This window comes from Acrocarpospora pleiomorpha (genome assembly GCF_009687885.1).
In the GTDB taxonomy this organism is placed as follows: Bacteria; Actinomycetota; Actinomycetes; order Streptosporangiales; family Streptosporangiaceae; genus Acrocarpospora; species Acrocarpospora pleiomorpha.
Window position 1 is genome coordinate 26,699 of record NZ_BLAF01000048.1, and the last position, 19,368, is coordinate 46,066.

Consider the following 19,368-nt stretch of genomic DNA (forward strand, 5'->3'; position numbering starts at 1 on the left):
TACTGGTGGTCAGGATCGGTGGATGTCGATGTCGCCGTAGCTGGTCTGCGCGCGCACCTCGACGACCGCGTCGGTGCTCTCGGGACCGTCGGCGGCGGTCAGGGTGTTGCGCACCACGCCGTTCTTGGAGTGCAGGTCCAGCCGGGCGGCCGTGCCCTCGGGGATGCCGATGCCGACCTTGCCGTGGCCGCCCTCCACGCGGACGGAGCCGCTCACCGCCGCGTCGATTCGGATCCGGCCGTGCGCGGTCTTGACGGTGAGGTCGGCCGACGTGCGGCCGACGGTGATGTCACCGGTGCCGGTCTTCAGCTGCAGGTCGCCGGTCGCCTCGCCGAGGGTGACGCCGCCGGTGGAGCACTTCACCGTGCCGGAGCCTTCGACGGTTCCGATCCGGATCGCCCCGGTGGAGGCGGTCACCTCGACGGGTCCCGTCACCCGGTCCACCCAGATCTCGCCGTACGACGCCTTGACCTCCAGCGGGCCGGTTTCCTCCAGGCGCACGTCGCCGCCCGAGCGCAGCACGGTCTCGCCGAGCGGGCCGGTGGCGATGAACTCCGCGGCGCCCCTGCCCTCGAGGCGAGAGGTGGCCGGCAGGTCGACGATCACCTCGATGGAGCCGCGCCAAGGCAGCACGGACGCCAGGGGATTCGGCTTGGGGCCCCTGATCAGCAGCCGTCCGCCGGTGAATTCGACGATTGTGCGCTCGGCGGCCTGCACACTCGCCTCGTTGGACGGGTCGGTGGGGCGCACCTCCACCACGGTGTCGGCGCGGTCGCCGGCGTGGATATGGACCCGGCCGGTGTAGATGTCGATGTCAGCGGTGATCGGTTCGGGAGTGTCGAAAGTAGGCATGGCGGAGCCCTCCTCATGGGTCCGGTGCGACATCCCGGCCTCGGGGCCGGGCGATGAGTGACGGGGCTGGCTAGCGCACCCAGCCGGTGTAGCTGCGGCCGCTGTGCGGCTGCGGCCGGTCGACGGGACGAGGTCCGGCGCCGGGCTCGAACGCGGCGGAAATGGCGCGGACCAGCCAGGCGTTGACCGAGATCCCCTGTCGGCCGGCCACCTCCTCCACCCGCAGCTTGAGGTGCTCGGGCAGCCGCAGGGTCATCCGCGCGGTGCCGCCGTCCTCGGTGATCGGCGGCCCGGCGGGCGGCGCGGTCTCCGGCCGGCCGACCGCGCCCTCCGATGACGTCTCCGGTGGCGTCACCACGAACGCCGGGTCGCCGCCGCGCAGCCGCACGTCGACGGAGCCCGGTGCGAGCTCACGGGTGATCTCGTCCGCCGCGGCCGACAGCACCTCCAGCAGGGTGAGCCTGGTGGCCGCTTCGAGAACGCCGGTGAGGCGTTCGGCCAGCGCGCGGGCGTCCGGCCCGCCCGCCTCGGCGGCGACGGCAAGCTCGCGGCGAAGGTTCTCCACGTACGGCATCAGGTCCATGCCCCAACAATGACACCATGGCGACGTCACGTCAAGCGCATCGTGACGTCACTCTGTATAGGGCTGACGTCATGGGTGCGTCGGGGTAGTCGACATAAGATCGCCTGACGGTCCTTCTCGGTTGGGCACCTCCAGGTAGATCTTTTGAGGTTGACGGTAATACTTGGGCGTCTCCCGCCACTTCCCCATGTCAAATGACTATCCGGGACACGGAGGGGTTGGGGCGTTGACGAGCGATCGAGAACGGTTCACCACCATCTACGACGAATGTCGGCAACGCGTGTGGGCCTATGTGGTCAGTCGCGCGGGGCGGCAGGTGGCGGACGAGGTGGTGAGCGAGACGTTCGCCATCGCCTGGCGGAAGTTCGACCAGGTTCCGCAGCACGCGTTGCCGTGGCTGCTCGGCGTGGCCCGCAACGTGCTACGCGACAACATCCGGGCCGAGATCCGCCGCGACGGGCTCGCGCGGGAGATGCGCGACTGGGTCTCCGGCGATGTGGCCGACCATGTGGCCGAGCGCCTGGGCGTCCTGAAGGCCATGGCCAGGCTCACGACAGACGACCGCGAAATCCTCATTCTGGTCGCCTGGCAGGGCCTGAGTCCGCGGGACGCCGCCCGGGTGCTCGGCTGCACGATCACCACCTTCCGAGTCCGCCTGCACCGCGCCAGAAAACGCCTGGAACAGGAACTCGAACCGATCACCCCCGCGATGTCCCGCGTCCAGCTCACGAAGGAGTGGTCGTGAACCCCCTCGACGAATTGCGCGCCGCGCGTCCCGCCCATCTCGGCGACGGTCCGGTCGACCCGCGGACCCGGCAAACCGAACTGTCATACGCGTTCGCCCAAGCCCGGGCCGTACCGCGCAGGAACCTCAAGCCCATCTGGGGCCTCGGCCTGGCCGGCGCCGCGGCGGCCGCCACGGCCGTGGCCGTCTTCGGCTCCGGAATCGGGGCCGGTACGGTGCCGCGCGCCCCCTCCACGATCCAGGCGGAAGCGCCACCGGTCGACATCTCCGCCAAGCAGCTCCTGCTGGTGGCCGCGACCAGCGCCGAGAGCCAACCCGCCCCAACCGGGAAGTTCTGGCACATCAAGAGCCAGTCGTGGTCGCTGTTCGGCGTCGAGGGTGGGTACGCCATGGCCGACGAAAGCCAGGGCGAGACCTGGACCACCGATGGGCGGCAGTGGTCCACGGGGCAGTCTCTCGGTCTCAAGCCCGCCACCGACGCCGACCGGGCCGCGTGGGAGGCGGCGGGTTCGCCGTCGATGATGACGATCACCGGAGGCAAGCAGATCACGACCGCCGCGGGCAAGCCCTATTCCAGCCACTACAGCAACAAGTACATCTACTGGCTGGGCCGCAACGTCACCCTCGCCGACCTGCGCGCCCTGCCGTCCGACGAGGCCGAACTCAAGGCTTCCATCCTCAAGTACTACGAAGGCCACGACACCGAGTCGGACCTGCCCATGTCCGAGGACGCGTGGCTGTTCCGCGTCGCGAGCGGCCTGGTCATCGACGGCCCGGTCAGCCCTCAGGTCCGCGCCGCCGCCTTCCGCATGCTCGCCGCCCTCCCCTCCGTCACCTCCCTCGGCCAGGTCACCGACAGCACCGGCCGTCCTGGTACGGCAATCGCCATCGAAACCGATTCCCAGATCAAGGTCGGCGATCCCAACAAGGGCGTCCTGCAGGAACGCGTGATCATCGACGAGAAGTCCGGACGGGCGCTGGCTCGCGAGAGCGTCGTGATCAAGCCGGGCGGCTTCCAGGCTGGACTGAAGGCCGGAACCGTCGCCTACGCGTACACGATCATCGAGTCCGACTGGACTGACACCCGCACGTCGTAGCAGGCCATCGAAGCGTGCCGCGTGGCGCTGTCCACGCGGCACGCTTCGTCATGAAGCTGGAGGCGCCCTCGGCTCAAAGTCACCGTGGGCCGCTTGGAAACCGGTGGTGCAGGCGGTCAAGGGCGCAAAGCCGCGGACCGTGACGATAAGGGCCGGATACGGCCAGGTCGTGGGACCTTGGTCCCTACTCTCGACCTCGAGCCTCGCCTAGGTTCGGAAACATGATTCGCGTGTTCCTTGTCGACGATCACGAGGTCGTCCGGCGCGGTGTGGCGGCGCTGCTCGACGCCCAGGATGACGTGGAGATTGTCGGCGAAGCGGGAACAGTCGAATCTGCGATCAGCCGGATCTCCACGATGAGTCCGGACGTAGTGGTGCTGGATGTGCGGCTGCCGGACGGCAACGGCGTCGACGTCTGCCGTGAGGTGCGGTCCAGGGATCCCAAAGTGGCCTGCCTGATGCTGACCTCGTATGCGGATGACGACGCGCTGTTCGACGCGGTCATGGCCGGCGCTTCCGGATACGTGCTCAAGCAGATCCACGGTTCGGACCTGGTCGGCGCGGTGCGTACGGTGGCGGGCGGCCATTCGCTGCTCGACCCGCAGACCACGGCCGCGATGTTGCAACGCCTGCGCGATCAGGCCTCGCGGCGGGACCCGTTGGCCGCGCTGTCGGAGCAGGAACGGCACATTCTCGAACTGATCGGCGAAGGATTGACCAACAAGCAGATCGGCCAGCGGCTCTTCCTGGCCGAGAAGACCGTGAAGAACTACGTGTCCAACCTGCTCGGCAAGCTCAGGATGGAGCGCCGCACCCAAGCCGCGGCCCTGGTGGCCCGGATCAAAGCGGAACGGCCCAAGTAATCATGACATCTTCTCCACGTGACGTGACTTCTCTCCGGTATCCCGAACCTTCCCCCGATATCGGCGAACTCCCCGAGATCCACGAGGCGACCGGTGAGGTGGATTCGGCAGGACTGCGGGTGCTTTCCACCGACGAATGTCTGCACTTGCTGACCCGGGTACCCATCGGCCGTATCGTCTTCACCGACCGGGCGCTCCCGGCCGTGCAGCCCGTCAACTACCTCCTGGTCGACTACGACATCGTCATCCGCACGGCCACCGGCTCCAAACTGGCCGCCGCCACCCGCAACGCCGTGGTCGCCTTCGAAGTCGACGAATTCGACCCCCTCACCCGCACGGGCTGGTCCGTCACCGCCGTCGGCAGATCCCGCGCCGTCACAGAATTCGACGAACTCCAACGCCTCACGGCCCTCCCCCTCACCACCTGGGCACCAGGCGACCACAACCACTTCATCGTGATCCGCGCCCAACAACTCACCGGCCGCCAAATCATCTAAACGACCCCAACCCAGAGCCTCGCCTCTGACCTGCGCGCCCAGGGCTATCTGAAGGGGACCGTCCAGGTGAGTCTGGTGCCGCCGTTTTTGGGAGTGGTGGTGGTGAATGAGCCGCCCAGTTGGGTGGCGCGGTCGTGGAGGTTGCGGAGGCCGCTGCGGCGGCCTTTTGGGGGGATGCCGGTGCCGTTGTCTTGGACGGTCAGGGTTACCTGGTTGTTCGGGGTGGTTTCTATGATGACGTCCGCCTTGGTGGCTTTCGCATGCCGTACCACGTTGGAGAGGGCTTCTTGGAGGACGGCGAGGAGGTGGTCGGCGACGGGGGTGGGGATGTCGTTGTCGAGGCGGCCGTCCATGCGGAGGCCGGGCATGAAGCCGAGGCGGGCGCGGGTGTTTTCGACCAGGGTGATGATTCGGGTCCTGAGGGTGGTCTCGTCGCCTGTCCGGGGGGCCTGGAAGGCGAAGATGGTGGAGCGGATCTGGCGGATCGTCTCGTCGAGTTCGTCGATGCCGTGCTGCAGGCGGGTGGCGGCTTCGGGATGATCGACCAGCCGGACGGTGCTCATCAAGGTCATCGCGACGGCGAACAGCCGCTGGATGACGATGTCATGCAGGTCTTTGGCGATCCGGTCGCGGTCTTCCAGCAGGCCCAGGCGTTCGGCGTCCCTGCGGGCTTCGGCCAGTTCGAGGGCCAGCGCGGCCTGCCCGGCGAAGGCGTGCAGCATGCGCACCACCGAGGAGGTGAACGGGAACCGTCCCTGGCGTTTGCCCAGCGAGAGCACTCCGCGTATCGAATCGCCGACCCCGAGGGGGATGGCGGCCGCGGGGCCGATCGTTGCCAGGCCGGCGATCCGGAGGCCCGCTTCGGCCAGGTCGTTGAGCATGTACGGCTCCGCGCTCGTGTACGCGATGCCGGAGAAGCTCTCGGACATGGGCACTTCGACGCCGACAAGCTCCTCGACGCCGAGTTCGTCGATGCCGTCGGCGACCTTTACCCGCAGTTTGTCGTCGCCGACCGGAAACAGGATGGTGGAGAGGTCGGCGTCGGACATTTCCCGAACTCGCCTGGCCACCTGGCGTAGCACGTCGTCCACGTCATCGCCTGACAGCAGGCTGGTGGTGACCTCGGTGGAGGCTTGCAGCCAGATCTCCCTGCGCCGGGTCTCCTCATACAGCCGGGCGTTCTCGATGGCGACGCCGGCGGCGGTGGCGAGGGCGATCACGACTTCCTGGTCCTCTTCGTCGAACTCGGCGTCGCCCCGCTTTTCGGTCAAGTAGAGATTGCCGAACACCTCGTTCCGCACCCGCAGCGGCACGCCGAGAAAGGACCCCATCGGCGGATGCCCGGGCGGAAAGCCGTAGGACTCGGGATGATCGGAGATCCGGGACAGCCGCAGCGGCTCCGGCTCCTTGATCAGCAGGCCGAGCAGGCCGAGGCCGTGCGGCCAGTGCTCGATGCGGGCGATCTCGTCCTGGCTCAGGCCGACCGGGATGAACTCCACCAGCGTGTTCTCTTCGCCGACCAGCCCCAGCGCGCCATAACTGGCGTCAACGAGGGTGGTGGCGGTCTCCACGATGCGGCGCAGCATCAGTTCCAGCTGGAGATCACTGCCCACCAGGACGACGGCCTCAAGCAGAGCATGCACCCGATCACGAGTGGACAGCACTGCTTCCAAGCGATTCTGGAGCTCAGCCAGCAGATCATCCAGGCGCATGCTGGGAAGTAGCGGATGCGACTCGCCCAGCGTCATACAAGCATTGTCCCACTTGGCCCTTTACGTACGGCCACGGTCAGTCATTGTCCCGACCTTCTTTGCGGCAACGGACCACCACGACCGGACAACTCGCCCGGTAAAGAACTCCGCCGCTCACCGAGCCCAGGGTCGCCGTGTGGGCAGTTTTGCCGTGCGCTCCGACGACGAGCAGGTCCGCACCGACCGACGCCTCGACGAGGACGTCCACGGGATGCCCCAGCCGGACATCCGCCACTACCGTGATTTCCGGATATTTCGGCCGCCAGATATCAATCCGGCCAGCGGTGAATTCCCGCTTCAGCGCCCCCAGCGCCTCCAGCTCATAGGGTGCGCAGGCCTGCTCCGGCTCCTGCCAGGCATGTACGGCATGCAGCATCAGCTGGCCCAACCGGGCCTGCTCGAACGCATACTCCAGGGCGGGCTCGCAGCCCGCAGTCTCATCCACCCCAACCACAACACCAACCATGCGCGTGTCAGGACTTTCCTTGGTATCCGCCGCTCTCCGGGCGGGAGCAAGCTTGATCACGATCTCTCCTTATCTACCTCCCATTCCACTACGTAAATGACAACCCAACCCAGGGCCATTAGTCCCTTATGCGAGGGTCAGTTGGCCGTGACGGCGACTCCCGTACGCCAAGGGACAGGCAACGGCGGCCCACTTTGGGGGGCGAAAGCGGGCCGCCCGTCAACTTGAGGTCACGGACACGGATGGTCCGGCCTGACCGCGACCACGATCGAGACGTTCGATCCGGGTGCGACACTCGTCCCAGGAGCCGGGGACTGCCGGATGACCTGCCCGACCTCGTTGCACTGATCGTCGATGACCGTACCTTCGGAGCCGAGGTTGAGACCCGCCGACGAGATGGCCTGGACGGCGGAGTCCCGCAGGGTTCCGATCAGGTCGGGCACCTGGATGACCGCCGGCGGATCCGTGGGTGTCGGGGGAGCACTGTGGACGTCGACGATGGTCGTCACCGTGGCCCTGCCGACCGAGATCTGCTCCACGTCCGCCACGCCGGGGACGAGGGACGGGTGGGGAACGAATCCGGCGGGGTCGCCGGTGCCAAGAGCGCCGGCTTCGTTGCTTCCCCAGGTCCAGACGCTGCGGTTGTCGAGAAGCGCGGCGGTGGTGCCGCCCCCGCCCGCCTCGATCTGGGTGACGTGGGACAACGGGATCCGTACAGGCGTACGCCGTTCGGCTGTGGTTCCGTCCCCAAGCTGCCCGACCATGTTGGAACCCCAGGCCCACACGCTGCGTTCGGGGTCCGCCACCGCGAATCCGGAACGCTCACCGGCCGAAATAGAGGTAACCCCAGTCAAGCCGGGCACCTTTGTCGGGATATATCGCGGCACGTTCCCGCCGAGGCCGAGCTGGCCGCTGGCGTTGTTGCCCCACGTCCAGACCGTGCCGTCCGAGCGCCGCGCCATCGAGTGCACGCCGTGGGCGGAGGCGGCGATCTGGGTGACGCCACTGATGCCGGACAGTTTGACCGGGGTCGGGCGGTTGACGGTGGTGCCGTCACCCAGTTCCGCGTACCCGTTGTGACCCCAGGCCCAGACCGTGCCATCGGATGCCAGCGCCAGGCTGTACCGGTAACCGGCCGACACCTGGATGATGCCCGTCAATCCGGCCACCCGCTGCGGGACCGGGCGCCTGGTCTGTGTGCCGTCGCCCAGCTGGCGGTACTCGTTGTCGCCCCAGGCCCAGACCGTGCCGTCGACCCCGAGCGCGAGGATGTGCTTGGCGCCGACCGAGAGCTGGCCGATCTCGCTGAGGCCCGGCACCGGCTCGGGGGTGGTGGCGTAGTCGGATTCGTACCGATCGTCGCCGAAGCGCCGGTTGCCCCAGACGAACACGACACCGTCTTTGCGCAGCCCGGCGGTGAAGTCGCTCCCAGCGGAGACCTGCCGGAGATGCCCGGCGCGGTGCCCATTCGAGGGAAGCCGGCCGACCACAACGGGAGTGGGGCGACTATCGGTAGTGCCATCGCCGATCTGGCCGCGGTGGTTGAGCCCCCACGAGGTGAGGAAACCCTTGACCGGCACCGCCGCGACCGCGTTTCCGACGCCCAGCGCGGCCGTCAGCATGATCGCGAAAACCACCAGACCTAGGCGTTTCATAATGAACCGCCCCGGTTAGGGCGGCGCGTCACATCGGTACGCGGTCGCGGCCGTCTGGCATCCCGACGACCGCCGGGCCCGGTGCTGGGCCTCCGCCGCCCGGCCTGCCCATCGGCGGGCTCCCGCCGCCGATCCTTGGGATCCTCTCCCAAAGCCCAGGTCGGTACGGCTACATCTGTTGATCTCATTGACTTGCCTTCCGTTCACCTTTCTCTCAAGGCGTTCCGGCCAGTTCCGGATCCGATGGAACGGAGCGGAACAGGCCGGAACACCGCCTCCGTGCCAACCACGCTGACGTGCGTATTTCCCTGAACCCCCGGATGGAACATGAGGGATGCTCGGACCCCTGTTCACATTCAGATCCTGCGACCTTGGTTCCAGGTTCTGCGCTTGCTCGAGATCGGCCGCCGGGGCTTCTTCTTCTTTGGTGTACGGTCCGGTGTCGGATCCTCAGGCGCGTCGCGCGGCACGTGCCGACCGGTGGGGCACTGATAGACGAAGTGCGCCGGGTTCTCGGCAAGCCGGTCGACCAGCCGCGAGCCCTCTCGCGTCAGCCGGTAGGAATGGTCGACTCCCCTGTCGGCAGATTTGATCAGCCGCAGCTGGTGGAGTTCCGCGAGGGAGTCGCGCACCTTCAGCAGCGGGATACACGGGCACAGAACACCGATCAGCTGGTGGAAGGTCAACGCGTCCGACGCCATTGCACCGAGGAGAAGCAGGGCGATTGGTGATGGTTTCGGCCCCCTGATAGTGGCAGGGCGCTCGTCGGCTGGGGTGGTGGCGGCCACCTGCCGTGACGGCGTACGCGGGGAAGGTTTTTCCGGGGCGAAAACGGCGAGTTCGCGGCCGTAGCCGATCACCAGCCGGTCCTCGGCGAAGGAAATGGATCGTACGGTGTCGGGCAGATAGAGCGTGGTGGGCCCCTCGACGTCCGGAAATTTCCACAATTTCACGGCATTGTCGGACACCACCCCGAGCAGGGGATGATCGGCCTCCGAGAAGCGCATGAGCGACACATCGGCGAAGTCGCCATTGATCGTTTGCAGAAGGCGGCCGGTGTCGGCGTCCCAAATCCGGATTTTTCCGTCTGCGTTGGTCGCTGCCAGGAAATGCACGTCAGGCCCATGGCCGTACGCCAATCGCACGATGCCCTGCCCCCGGCTGATCCACCGCCGAATCCGGCCGCTGATCAGGTCGAGGACGGCGCAGCCATCGCGGCCGCCCAGGAACAGCAGCGGGCGCTCCCGGACCCGGCCGACGGCGATGGCGCTCACCAACAGTTCGTCCACGGCCGGGCAGGCCACCGGCCGTCCCGTCGTGATCGCGGTCAGCCGCACGCGTCCGGCGGCGTCCAGCGCCACGGCGACGGGACGGCGGGAAGAACCGCCCGCCTCCAACGCCACGATCGGGCCCGGTCCCTCGTCGCCGCGCCAGATCCGGTGGCCGGTGGCGGTCAGCCGGGCGGTCAGCGTGCCGTCCGCCGCGGCGGTGAGGATCAGCGGGCCCTCCGGCGACGAGGCGGGGCAGAGGGTGGTCGCCGTGCCGCCGCCGGTGGCGTACCCGCCGACACCCCATTCGGTCGCGAGGGAGAACAGCCGCATCCGGTCGTCGCCGCAGGCCGTGATGATCACCGATTCGTGGGCCAGCCGCTGGGTGACCACGCTGACGATCGGCTGGGGATGGCTGACCCGCGTGTCCGCGACGCGCGGACCGTCGAGCTCCCACATCCGTACGGTCGCGTCCTCGCCACCACTCACCGCCATCGGCGAGCCGTCATGGTTGAGCGCCGCCACCGCGCGGACCGGGCCGGTGTGCGCGGCGTAGACCTGCCGCGCCTGGACATCCCAGACGTACCACCCGCGTAGTGTGCCGTCCGCCGAGGCCGACAGCAGCATGCGCGAGTCGGTGGACCGTGTCTCCTCGCGCAGCGTCTCCTCCACCGCGGACCGGCTGCTGGCGATGTACAGGTTGGGGGACCCCAGAACGTGGGAGAGGCGCGCGGACAGCGAAGGAGAATAACGGGCAAGGCCGGTGATGGCGGCGTGATGGCCCAGCAGGGTCTTGCGCACGGCTCCGGCGGACAGGTCCCACACCCGGATCGCACCGTCCTCGCCGCCGATCGCGGCGAGCAGATCCGGGTCGTCCTCCAGGACGGTCATCACGGCCATATCTCCCGCGCGCCCGCGCAGCTCGGCGATGACCTTCCCATCCAAAAGACCCCAAACCAGCCCGGCGCCGTCCGCGCCCCCGGCCACCACGACGATCCTGCCGTCCCGGAAAACCGAGGCGAGTACGGTCACCGCCGCCTCCCCCACCCGCCGCCGCTCGACCAACCGGCCCGTGGCGAGCTCCACCACGAGCACCTCGCCCGAGGCACTTCCGATGAGGGCGGTCATGCCGTCGTGGGTGAGGACAAGCGGGCCCAGCGGCCCGGGCTCGGCCGCGATCTGGCGTTTTCCGGTGCCCAGCCGAGCCGACATCCATGCCGTGCCATCCTGGCCGCAGGTCACCACCAGCGGCCCGGCGACGGCCAGCCCGGTGACCGGTCCGTTGTGTGTGGGGAGCGCCTGCAGCAGGTCGCCGTGGCGCAGATCCCAGCACCGCACGACCCCCGCCGCGTCGGCGGTGATCGCTATCTCGTGGCCGGGCAGGTACGCGAGAGCGGTCACAGCCCCGGCATGGCCACCCAGCTCACGCAGCAGCAGCCCGCCCCGCAGGCCCCACACCCGGACCACCGGATCGTCGCCACCGGTGATCGCGATCAGCCGCCCGGTCGCGACCATGCGCACCGCCCGTTCATGGCCGGTCAGCGTGGTACGGAGCGCTCGGCTCACGTTGCCGGACGTGGACCACTCGCACTGCCAGGGCAACACCCTGACCGTACGGGGATTGGCCAGCATCGCGCTGAGATCGCCCTCCCGGTAGCGGATGGCGTCCACCGCGAGGATCTGCCGCCGCGCCTCCGGGTGCGCGGTCAGGTGGCGGGGGAGGGAGGCGCGATAGACGTCGAAGATCCGCTTCAGATCCAGCACACCCTCCTCCGGCTCGCGCTCACGCTGCCTGGTCAGCTTCAGGTCGTAGCTGAGGATCGACATCGGATCGCCGTACACGAGGAATTCGGGGTCGCGGAGCAGCTGCCCCAGCTGGTCCGCGTCGGCGGCGTGCTCGGCGGCATGGCGACGCAGGTACGGCGAGGCCAGATCCCAGCGGACCTTGCGGTTGACGGCCGCGGTCCCCAGCAGGCGGCGGAAAACGGCGGCGGCCGCGCGCTCCCTGGTCACGGCTCGAGCAACGCGCGCAGCCGCGCCGTCCGGAGGTAGTTGGCGACCTTGTGGAAGTCGAAGGCGTGCACCACGTCGTGGTCGTCGCTGTCCACACCGGCGAACCGCTGGGAGATCCCGTTGCGCGGGATCGCGACCAGGTCGCCAGGGTCGGCGAGGTTGGCCCAGCGGGCGACGCCGGGCGGGCGCTCGCCCCGGCCCGCGACCGGGGGCGGGGTGAGCCGCTCGAAGATCGCCTTGGGCGCGGCCAGCGGCGAGCCGAGCGTCACCCACAGCGGGACCTTGAGGTCGGGTTCGGCATGCAGGGTCTCGTAGGCGACAACCGTCCCGAGTGAGTGCGCGATGAGCACATCGGGGCGTACCTCCCTGAGAGTGGCCGCCAGCCGCTCTCGCACGGCGGTCCCATCGCGCAGGTAGGCGGCGGCCTCCTTGATGAATCGCGTCATCAGCCATTCCACCATCCGGGGGCGCAGCAGCCGCGACTCGGCGACCTCAGCGATGTGGGCGCGAACGAGGGAGAAGATCCAGCCCTGGGCGGCCCGCTCGCTCGCCGGGAAGCTGGTCAGGAACTGCGCCAGCAGCTCGCCCTCCTCGTCGGTGAGGTCCTCCAGCTCGTCGTCGCCGCTCTGCCGGCGGGGATCGCGCAGCAGGTCGGCGTAGTAGACCACGGACACATCCCAGCCTCCGGCGAGCCGCTTGGCCCACAGCGCCGACAGGTGCGCCGCGGCCTGCTCGGCCGTCTCGCCCTGCCGGAAGTTGCCGATGCCGTGGACGCCCACGATTTTCATCTGATGTCTCCGGGTTCGTAGGGGTGGTCCTGGAGGTAGTCGGCGAGGCCCTGGTGAAAGAGCCGGAACAGCTTGCAGCCGTCGTGGTCGACCCCCGTCCAGATGTAGAAACGTCCGGCCTCCAGCAGCGGGCGCACCTCGCTCTCGGTCAGGCCGGGCGCGAACTCCGGCACGACGGCCGCCGCGACGTCGGCGGGGAAGCCGTCGCCTTTCGCCCAGGCGAGCGTGGCCAGCACGGCCCGCAGCCGCTCGCCGTCGGGGCGCAGCCCCAGGTCGAGTTCGAGCACGCCGGGAAGCGTGCGCGGCACACTGCCGCCAAGCCGCTCGGCCGCCGCGGCGTCGCCGGGCACCGGCAGCGACTCCAGCGCCCGGCCGTAGATCCTGGCCACCAGGAAAGCGCCCCAGCCCCGCCGGCTGGAAACGTCGTCGGTGAGCGCCGCGGCGACCGCGCGGGCCATGGCCGCGCGGATGGTACGCGACTGGTAGCCGGGGACCTCCTCCAGGCGCTGCCCGAGATGTTGCTCCAGGTCGGCGCGGAGCTCGCCGGGATCGACCTCGTCCAGGTCGATGAGCATGCCCTTGGCCGCGGCCAGCAGTGGCTCGAAGCGGGTGCTGCGCCGGGTGCCGACCAGCAACTTGCACGCGCCCTTGGCCAGCGGCAGCAGCAGCCGATCGACCAGTTCACCTGGATTGTCGGCCTCGTCGAGGGCGTCGAACACCAGCGGCGGCGGTGTCTCCATCTGCTGGATGTGCTCGACCAGCTCGGTCACCGCCTCATCGCGTACGGCAAAGCCAAGCTGCTCGGCCACCGCGGCGGCGATCTCCTCAAGGCCCCGCCCACGCGCGTGGATCGCGACCAGCGCGTCATTGGGCGAGGGCACACCCTCGGGATGTTGCGCCAGCAGATAGTCCCGGATGTCCGGGGCAGCCTCGATGATCTTCTTGTGCGCCGCGCACACCAGCGAGGCGAGCAGCGCCGACTTGCCGCAGCCCGGCGCGCCGGTGACCACGCACAACCCCGTCGCGGCCGGGTCGTCCAGCCAGGGTGCGAGCCGGGACCGCAGCGTCCGGCGGCCGACGAAATGGCCGCGCACGCGGTCGATGAAATGCTCGGCGTCCAGGTCGGCGACGAACGCGCGGGCCGGGGGAACGACCTCCATCAGCCGTTCCCTGCGGGGGTCGGGCCGCCAGTTGGGGTTAGGGAAGAACGGCAGGTCGGGCAGGGGAGAACCCAAATCGACCTTCGTGGTCCGCAGCCGCGTGGTCGCGCCGAGCGCGCTCAACCGTAATCGGATGTCGTTGACGAGCCGGTCCCAGCGAACGTGGCGCAGCGTCTCGTCGGTGTCCAGACCATTTTCGGCGACACGTTCGAGGGTCTCGGCGACCGCCTCGCTGAACAGCCCGTCGTACGTGGAGTCGTTCGGGCCCGTGGCGGCGATCACCCAGGCGTGTAACTCGTCCTCGGGCACGTCGATGAGCGCGCCCACCCGCGCGGCCCGCCCCGCCCCGCACAGGTCGACGATGAACAGCATCGGCTCGGGCGCGCCGTGGGCCGTGCGAACCCAGGCGACCACGTCGGTGCCCAACCCGGTCCGCCCACACGAGGGCACCATGTCGAGTTTGTCCCCCAGCTCCGCGTCCCGCGAACGCCCGCGGTCCGACAGCCTGGTGTGGCCATGCGAGATCACGTGGATGATGCGATGCCCGCCGTCCAGCGCCGCGTCAGTGTGCGCGAGCACCGCGCCCCGATCCGGATTGGCGACGGCGGTCACCTCGTAGGCCAGTTTCCGGTACGCCTGCTCCAACCGGGGCATACGCGCTTCGACAAAAGGCAGGTCGGCCCACGTGCGCGCACCCGTCTCGGGCTCTTCGTCCGCGTCGACGGCCTGGCCGAACCGGCTCACGCCCATCAGCAGCACACGCGACATCCAGCTCTCCGATCGCCGACCACATCAACGGTAGTCCGCGAGTCAGGGGGAGAACGTTACTGCGTTCCTTCCGGAATCTGGTCGGGGGCGATCGCTCCGTCGCCCGGGACGCCCGTCAGGTAGGCGTGCTGGTGGCCGTTACCAGCGTCGACGTTGAGCTGGTCGAGCTGCGTCGCGGCGACCGACCACATCATGACGGCGGTGGACCGCTGGCGAGAGACCAGATCGAGCAGAGGCTTGCGCTGATCCTCGGGAAGGGCTTGCACGAGCGCGTACGTATCGAGCGCGCCCCCCAACGCGTTGACGGCACTACGGAACCCACCCCGGGCAACATTGGTGGCAGTCATCCCAGAAGGCGATTCAGCATGCTTTTCTGCGACTTTTCGCACGACATCCTGCCAGCCACGAACGATCTCCGGCACGGCCGGCTGCGCCGCGGTAGTGGTGTCCCGCGGAACCGCAAGGGCAAGCGCGGCCAGAACCTTGTCCAGCTCCGCCGCCGTCGATTTGGCCAGCGTGGTCAACTCGCCGATCTGCTTCACATCCCGATCCGCGTCAGCCTTGCGCAGATCGGCGATAGCGACCTCACTCGCGTCCGGCACCGCGACAAGATACCCGGCCGCCGCTCCACCCAGCCCCGCCACCACAGCAACGACAACCACCAGACGACTCACCCGCCCGGCCCGAGCCCCCACCGGCGGCGACGCAACCACAGGCTTCCGACGTGCCTTGGTGGACATCCTCGCTCCTCCTGCTGTCAGGCTGCGCCCCCGACGCTACTAGTTCCGCCGACCACCGTCCATCTTCTGCACGTCGAAAATCGTAAGCCTGCGGACCGGTCTTAATCCGGATTCGGAGAGGTATGAGCGCCTGGTGGAAGGGCGGTGGTCTATCAGCCCGACCAGGCGAACGCGCCGTACCTTATCCCTGTCCGCCGGGCAGCCGGTCGAGGAGTTCATCCACGTCACGGGTCAGAATGTCCCTGACCTCCGCGTCGGGAACGAGTTCCACGTCTGCGGTCTCCTCACGGAGCCGGTTGAGGGCTTTGAGGATCTTGGGTGTCTTGCCGTCCGCCTCGGCGTCGATCAGCTTCCGGATGCGGTCGTGGAGCTTGGCGGCGGCTTTCTGGCTGAGCCTGCCCGCCACGGTGAACCGGTCGACCAGCGCCGCCAGGTCGGTCGAGGACGTGCTGGCGTCGAAGGTGACGGACTCGATGGTCTCGTTCCCGCGTGGTCGGTCGCGGTGCTCCTGGAAGCCCTCCAGGAGCACGGACTGGCCGACGCCCACGAGCAGTGCTGGCCCGGTTCTCAGCCCTACAGCTGGATCGGCCGGACCGGAGACGGCTACCGCACGACCCGGCCGAGTCGGGGGAGATCCTTTTGTTCTAGGCCGGAGCCAGTGCCGCCCGCACCAGCGAGTCGTAGGTGTCGGTGGTCCGCTCCAGCTCCACCCCGAGGGAACAGGCGAAGGCGTTCAGTCGCTCCTGAGCGGCCGTGCCGGACTCGTCCGCGTCGAGGACTTTTTCGATCTCCAGGAACAGTCCGGCGTGCTCGACCTCGTCTACACACAACGCCATTCCGGCTACCTGGGCGGTCCGCCGAGTCTTCACGATCCGTACGGTCGGACGAAAGCCCATCTGAATGATCGCCTGGTGCATCTGGTTGCGGTCGGCCACTTCGGACTCGTGTTCCAGGCAGGCCAGCTCGTTGGCCAGGGGCGTCTTCACTGTGAACAGATGCCGGTCACCCTGGGTGCGCAGACGCGCGAACGGCACGCCGATCTTGGATTGTCCGTAAGCCCAATCGGGGTGTGCGTAGGCTTGATCGTCCTGAAATATCGGCGCAGAGAGAACCAATCCGCGATCCGCCAGGGCGCGCTCCAGGCCGCACAGGTCGTAGAGCCGGTACTTGACCTCGATCTCCTGCACTCCTGGTCACTCCTGTATCACAGCTCACTTTTACCAGCGGAAGCCTAGTGGCACTCCCGCACAGTGCGACGAGAAACGATTGACCGGAGACCGGGTAACGCAAAACCGCTCCCGGAGCCGGGGCGATCGCTGCTTCAGGAAGACGGTGAGCGTCATACCGTCAAGTGGAGCCACACCTTCGGAGGCGCCGCGGCGGTCGACCACTTCGACCTGCTTGCCTGAGGGAACTACTCGCGCTCGACCCCTTCTGTCGACGACTGCGGCAATGCAGGTGGTGGATTCGAACCCTGAACCTGCGGATTTAAGGCTTGTCGGGCGGTCTTGACTGGTTGTTGGCGCGGATGAGTGGTTCTTGGGCTGGGGGCGTTAACTCCACTTCACCGAGGGTTTGCGCGGGATGAAGGTCGCGATTTTGTGGCAGGTAGCCTGGCGAGTGTCGGTGCTGTGGGGGTGGGTTTGTCCCTCTGTGGGCCGGTGGAATGGGGGCGTGGGCTTAGGCCGTACACGCGGGGCATGGGGGTACGTGCAGGCATCAGCCGGAGGGGGAGATTCATGAAGGCGGTCGTCTGGCATGACGTTGGGAAGATTGCGCTGGAGCAGGTGCCGGATCCGGCGGTGCGGGGGCCGCAGGATGCCGTGGTCCGGATCACTACCAGTGCGATATGTGGTACTGACCTGCATTTTGCCCGGGGGACGGTGCCGGGGATGCGGCCGGGGACCGTGCTCGGGCATGAGGCGGTCGGCGTGGTCGAGGAGCTGGGGACGCAGGTGCGGAACTTCAATCCGGGCGATCGGGTCGTGGTGTGTTCCACGATCGCGTGCGGGCACTGCGTGTACTGCCGGGCCGGATATTTCGCGCAATGTGATGTTGCGAATCCGAACGGGCCGAACGCGGGGACGGCGTACTTCGGTGGGCCGGCGGCCACTGGGCCCTTCGATGGGCTGCAGGCGGAGTTCGCGCGGATTCCCTACGCGCACACGGGGATGGTGGCGATTCCGCCCGGTGTCACGGACGAGCAGGCGATCCTGATCAGCGACATCTTCCCCACGGGGTGGTTCGGGGCCCGGCTGGCGCAGGTGCGCAGCGGGGACGTCGTCGTGGTGCTCGGCGCGGGGCCGGTCGGGCAGTTGGCGGCGCTGTCGGCCAGGATGCAGGGGGCCGGAAGGGTCCTGATCGTGGACGGTAACGCCGATCGGCTGGAGACGGCTCGGTTGCAGAACGCGGAAACGATCGACTTCAACGCGGAGGATCCCGTCGAAGTCGTACGCGAGCTGACCGGTGGCGTCGGGGCCGATCGGGTGATCGAAGCGGTGGGGGTCGATGCCGAGAGTCCGAAGGCGGGGCCTGCGGCGCGGGACGGCGATCAGGCGGCCTTCGAGCGGGAGCGGCGGCAGGTGGCGCCGCGGACCGGCGTCGAGGATGGCCACTGGGTGCCGGGGGACGCGCCGAGCCAGGCGCTGCGCTGGGCGGTGGAGATGGCGGCAAAGGCGGGGACCATCGGCATCATCGGGGTGTACCCGTCGAACTTCGATAGTTTCCCGCTTGGTATGGCCATGAACCGGAACCTCACCATCCAGGCGGGTAACTGCCATCACCGGCACTACGTTCCGGGGCTGCTCAGCAAGGTCGCCACCGGGGCTGCCGATCCGACGACCATCCTGACGCAGCACGAGGAACTGCCTACGGCGATCGCCGCCTACGAGGCTTTCGATCGTCGCGAACCCGGGTGGACCAAGGTTTCCCTGGAGCTCATGTAGATGTCCTGAAATTTCGTGACATCGGCGGGATCGCTGAGGGGGCTTGGCCTCGGGAGCGGACGCCAGAGGTGGTGAGGCCTTGATGAGGCTTGACTTCATCAGATCTCTGTACGAGGAGCGGGGGCCGTTCGCTTCCGTGTATATGCCGACGAATCGGATCACCAAGGCGGTGGCCGTCATGGTCGGGTTGCGGTGGCGGCATATCAGCGAAGGGCTCGCGGAGGCGGGGGCTCCCGATGAGGTCATCGCGCGGATCGGGGAGTTCGTCGGCGATCCTGCGCCGGGGAGGGCGGTTTTCTGCTCCTCCTCTGGAGTGATCTTCAGTGAACCGCTGGCGGCTGGGCCGGAGTGGGATATCGCTCGGTGGTCCGCGCTTCCGCACGTGATGCCGTTGCTGGCGCAGCGGGGGGAGCGGGTGCCGTACATGCAGGTGGTGGTGGATCACCTCGGCGCCGATGTGATCGTTCTCAGTGGTGGGGAGCGGCGGGAGCTCGTTGTTCAGGCTGAGGACTGGCCGATTCACAAGCCCGCGCAGGGAGGCAGGTCGCAGCCCCGGTATGAGCGGGATGTCGAGGAGACCTGGCGGCGTAATGCCGTCGCGACCGCTGAGGTCATCGCGAAGGAGGCGGTTCAGAGCGAGGCCGAACTGATCGTTCTCGGGGGAGATCCGAAATCTCGGCATATGGTGCTGGATCGGCTGGGGAGGGACGTGGCTCAGCGGGTGGTGGTGGCCGAGAACGGCGGGCGTTCACCGGGCGAGATGCCCAAAAGCTACCTGCGGAAAGTCGACGAAGCACTCAGGTCCTGGCTGGTTCAGCGCCAGAACGAGCTGGTCGACGCCTACCGGAATGGACCCGCGGTCAGCGGGTTGCACGAGACGGCTCGTGCGCTTCGGGTGAGCCAGGTCGCCAAGGTGCTCGTGGCAGAAGGCCCGTCGTACGAGGAGATGGTGTGGATCGGCCCCGAAGGTCCGCAGTTCTCCCCTGATCGCGAGGAAATGTGCGCTTGGGGCGTGGCAGATCCGATCAACGAGCGCGCAGACGCCGCCCTGGCCCGAGCCGTCGCCACCACCGACGCCGAACTCTGGTTCGTCCCCGAACTCGACTCTCCCGAGGGAGTGGGCGCGATCCTGCGGTTCTGATACTCAATGGGACCGCCGACGCTCGTCCAAAACCGA

At 68.2% G+C, this 19,368-nt stretch carries 17 protein-coding genes; 6 read left to right on the forward strand and 11 right to left on the reverse strand.

Annotated elements, in window-relative coordinates:
• Positions 1–9: 9 nt before the first annotated feature.
• Together Aple_RS34570 and Aple_RS34575 are read right to left on the reverse strand one after the other, a co-directional pair.
• Complete coding sequence (locus tag Aple_RS34570) at positions 10–852, reverse strand: DUF4097 family beta strand repeat-containing protein (RefSeq protein ID WP_170321799.1); 843 nt, start codon at positions 850–852, stop codon at positions 10–12.
• A 70-nt stretch (positions 853–922) separates the two neighbouring features.
• On the reverse strand, positions 923–1,435 hold the full coding sequence (locus tag Aple_RS34575) for a hypothetical protein (RefSeq protein ID WP_155348946.1): 513 nt from the start codon (positions 1,433–1,435) through the stop codon (positions 923–925).
• A gap of 226 nt (positions 1,436–1,661) precedes the next feature.
• On the opposite strand from Aple_RS34575, the gene Aple_RS34580 reads away from it, so the two are divergent.
• From Aple_RS34580 to Aple_RS34595, 4 genes are all read left to right on the forward strand, one after another.
• The gene (locus Aple_RS34580; protein WP_246264982.1) at positions 1,662–2,180 is read left to right on the forward strand and encodes an RNA polymerase sigma factor; all 519 of its coding nucleotides are present in this window, start codon (positions 1,662–1,664) and stop codon (positions 2,178–2,180) included.
• Positions 2,177–3,277, forward strand: a complete 1,101-nt coding sequence (locus Aple_RS34585; RefSeq protein ID WP_155348948.1) for a CU044_5270 family protein — start codon at positions 2,177–2,179, stop codon at positions 3,275–3,277. The genes Aple_RS34580 and Aple_RS34585 overlap by 4 nt, the downstream gene beginning before the upstream one ends.
• A gap of 221 nt (positions 3,278–3,498) precedes the next feature.
• Entirely contained in the window at positions 3,499–4,140 is a 642-nt protein-coding gene (locus Aple_RS34590) for a response regulator (RefSeq protein WP_155348949.1), read from the forward strand.
• 23 nt (positions 4,141–4,163) lie between these two features.
• The gene (locus Aple_RS34595; protein WP_308805532.1) at positions 4,164–4,637 is read left to right on the forward strand and encodes a pyridoxamine 5'-phosphate oxidase family protein; all 474 of its coding nucleotides are present in this window, start codon (positions 4,164–4,166) and stop codon (positions 4,635–4,637) included.
• 44 nt (positions 4,638–4,681) lie between these two features.
• Here the strand turns inward: Aple_RS34595 and Aple_RS34600 are convergent, their stop codons facing one another.
• The 9 genes from Aple_RS34600 to cyaB all read right to left on the reverse strand — a co-directional run bounded on the left by Aple_RS34600 (position 4,682) and on the right by cyaB (position 16,433).
• Positions 4,682–6,385 carry a sensor histidine kinase gene (locus Aple_RS34600; RefSeq protein WP_155348951.1) on the reverse strand — a complete coding sequence of 568 codons (1,704 nt, stop codon included), beginning with the start codon at positions 6,383–6,385 and terminating at the stop codon, positions 4,682–4,684.
• 40 nt (positions 6,386–6,425) lie between these two features.
• Positions 6,426–6,914, reverse strand: coding sequence for a universal stress protein (locus tag Aple_RS34605; RefSeq protein ID WP_155348952.1), 489 nt, complete (start codon positions 6,912–6,914; stop codon positions 6,426–6,428).
• A 170-nt stretch (positions 6,915–7,084) separates the two neighbouring features.
• Positions 7,085–8,509: an RCC1-like domain-containing protein gene (locus Aple_RS34610; protein WP_155348953.1), complete on the reverse strand. Its 1,425-nt coding sequence runs from the start codon at positions 8,507–8,509 to the stop codon at positions 7,085–7,087.
• Positions 8,510–8,865: 356 nt separating this feature from the next.
• Entirely contained in the window at positions 8,866–11,790 is a 2,925-nt protein-coding gene (locus Aple_RS34615) for a WD40 repeat domain-containing protein (RefSeq protein ID WP_155348954.1), read from the reverse strand.
• Positions 11,787–12,578 carry a serine peptidase gene (locus tag Aple_RS52895; RefSeq protein WP_174889917.1) on the reverse strand — a complete coding sequence of 264 codons (792 nt, stop codon included), beginning with the start codon at positions 12,576–12,578 and terminating at the stop codon, positions 11,787–11,789. Before Aple_RS52895 ends, Aple_RS34615 begins: the two co-directional genes overlap by 4 nt.
• A complete protein-coding gene (locus Aple_RS34625; protein WP_155348955.1) occupies positions 12,575–14,506 on the reverse strand; it encodes an AAA family ATPase in 1,932 nt (643 codons plus the stop codon). Before Aple_RS34625 ends, Aple_RS52895 begins: the two co-directional genes overlap by 4 nt.
• Before the next feature lie 56 nt (positions 14,507–14,562).
• Entirely contained in the window at positions 14,563–15,246 is a 684-nt protein-coding gene (locus Aple_RS34630) for a hypothetical protein (protein ID WP_155348956.1), read from the reverse strand.
• A gap of 181 nt (positions 15,247–15,427) precedes the next feature.
• A complete protein-coding gene (locus Aple_RS34635; RefSeq protein WP_155348957.1) occupies positions 15,428–15,793 on the reverse strand; it encodes an FIMAH domain-containing protein in 366 nt (121 codons plus the stop codon).
• Between the two features lie 97 nt (positions 15,794–15,890).
• Positions 15,891–16,433: a class IV adenylate cyclase gene (gene cyaB, locus Aple_RS34640; protein WP_155348958.1), complete on the reverse strand. Its 543-nt coding sequence runs from the start codon at positions 16,431–16,433 to the stop codon at positions 15,891–15,893.
• Between the two features lie 552 nt (positions 16,434–16,985).
• Here cyaB and Aple_RS34645 point away from each other — a divergent pair.
• Entirely contained in the window at positions 16,986–18,191 is a 1,206-nt protein-coding gene (locus Aple_RS34645) for an alcohol dehydrogenase catalytic domain-containing protein (RefSeq protein WP_155348959.1), read from the forward strand.
• An 82-nt stretch (positions 18,192–18,273) separates the two neighbouring features.
• On the forward strand, positions 18,274–19,332 hold the full coding sequence (locus tag Aple_RS34650; RefSeq protein ID WP_155348960.1) for a baeRF2 domain-containing protein: 1,059 nt from the start codon (positions 18,274–18,276) through the stop codon (positions 19,330–19,332).
• The last annotated feature ends 36 nt before the right edge of the window (positions 19,333–19,368 follow it).

What these genes read in the sequence shown, in the direction of transcription:
- Aple_RS34630 (WP_155348956.1), bottom strand. Translation starts at nt 15,246, where the DNA reads ATGTCCACCAAGGCACGTCGGAAGCCTGTGGTTGCGTCGCCGCCGGTG.
- Aple_RS34570 (WP_170321799.1), bottom strand. Translation starts at nt 852, where the DNA reads ATGCCTACTTTCGACACTCCCGAACCGATCACCGCTGACATCGACATC.
- Aple_RS34610 (WP_155348953.1), bottom strand. Translation starts at nt 8,509, where the DNA reads ATGAAACGCCTAGGTCTGGTGGTTTTCGCGATCATGCTGACGGCCGCG.
- Aple_RS34645 (WP_155348959.1), top strand. Translation starts at nt 16,986, where the DNA reads ATGAAGGCGGTCGTCTGGCATGACGTTGGGAAGATTGCGCTGGAGCAG.
- Aple_RS34590 (WP_155348949.1), top strand. Translation starts at nt 3,499, where the DNA reads ATGATTCGCGTGTTCCTTGTCGACGATCACGAGGTCGTCCGGCGCGGT.
- Aple_RS52895 (WP_174889917.1), bottom strand. Translation starts at nt 12,578, where the DNA reads ATGAAAATCGTGGGCGTCCACGGCATCGGCAACTTCCGGCAGGGCGAG.
- Aple_RS34575 (WP_155348946.1), bottom strand. Translation starts at nt 1,435, where the DNA reads ATGGACCTGATGCCGTACGTGGAGAACCTTCGCCGCGAGCTTGCCGTC.
- Aple_RS34625 (WP_155348955.1), bottom strand. Translation starts at nt 14,506, where the DNA reads ATGTCGCGTGTGCTGCTGATGGGCGTGAGCCGGTTCGGCCAGGCCGTC.
- Aple_RS34600 (WP_155348951.1), bottom strand. Translation starts at nt 6,385, where the DNA reads ATGACGCTGGGCGAGTCGCATCCGCTACTTCCCAGCATGCGCCTGGAT.
- Aple_RS34650 (WP_155348960.1), top strand. Translation starts at nt 18,274, where the DNA reads ATGAGGCTTGACTTCATCAGATCTCTGTACGAGGAGCGGGGGCCGTTC.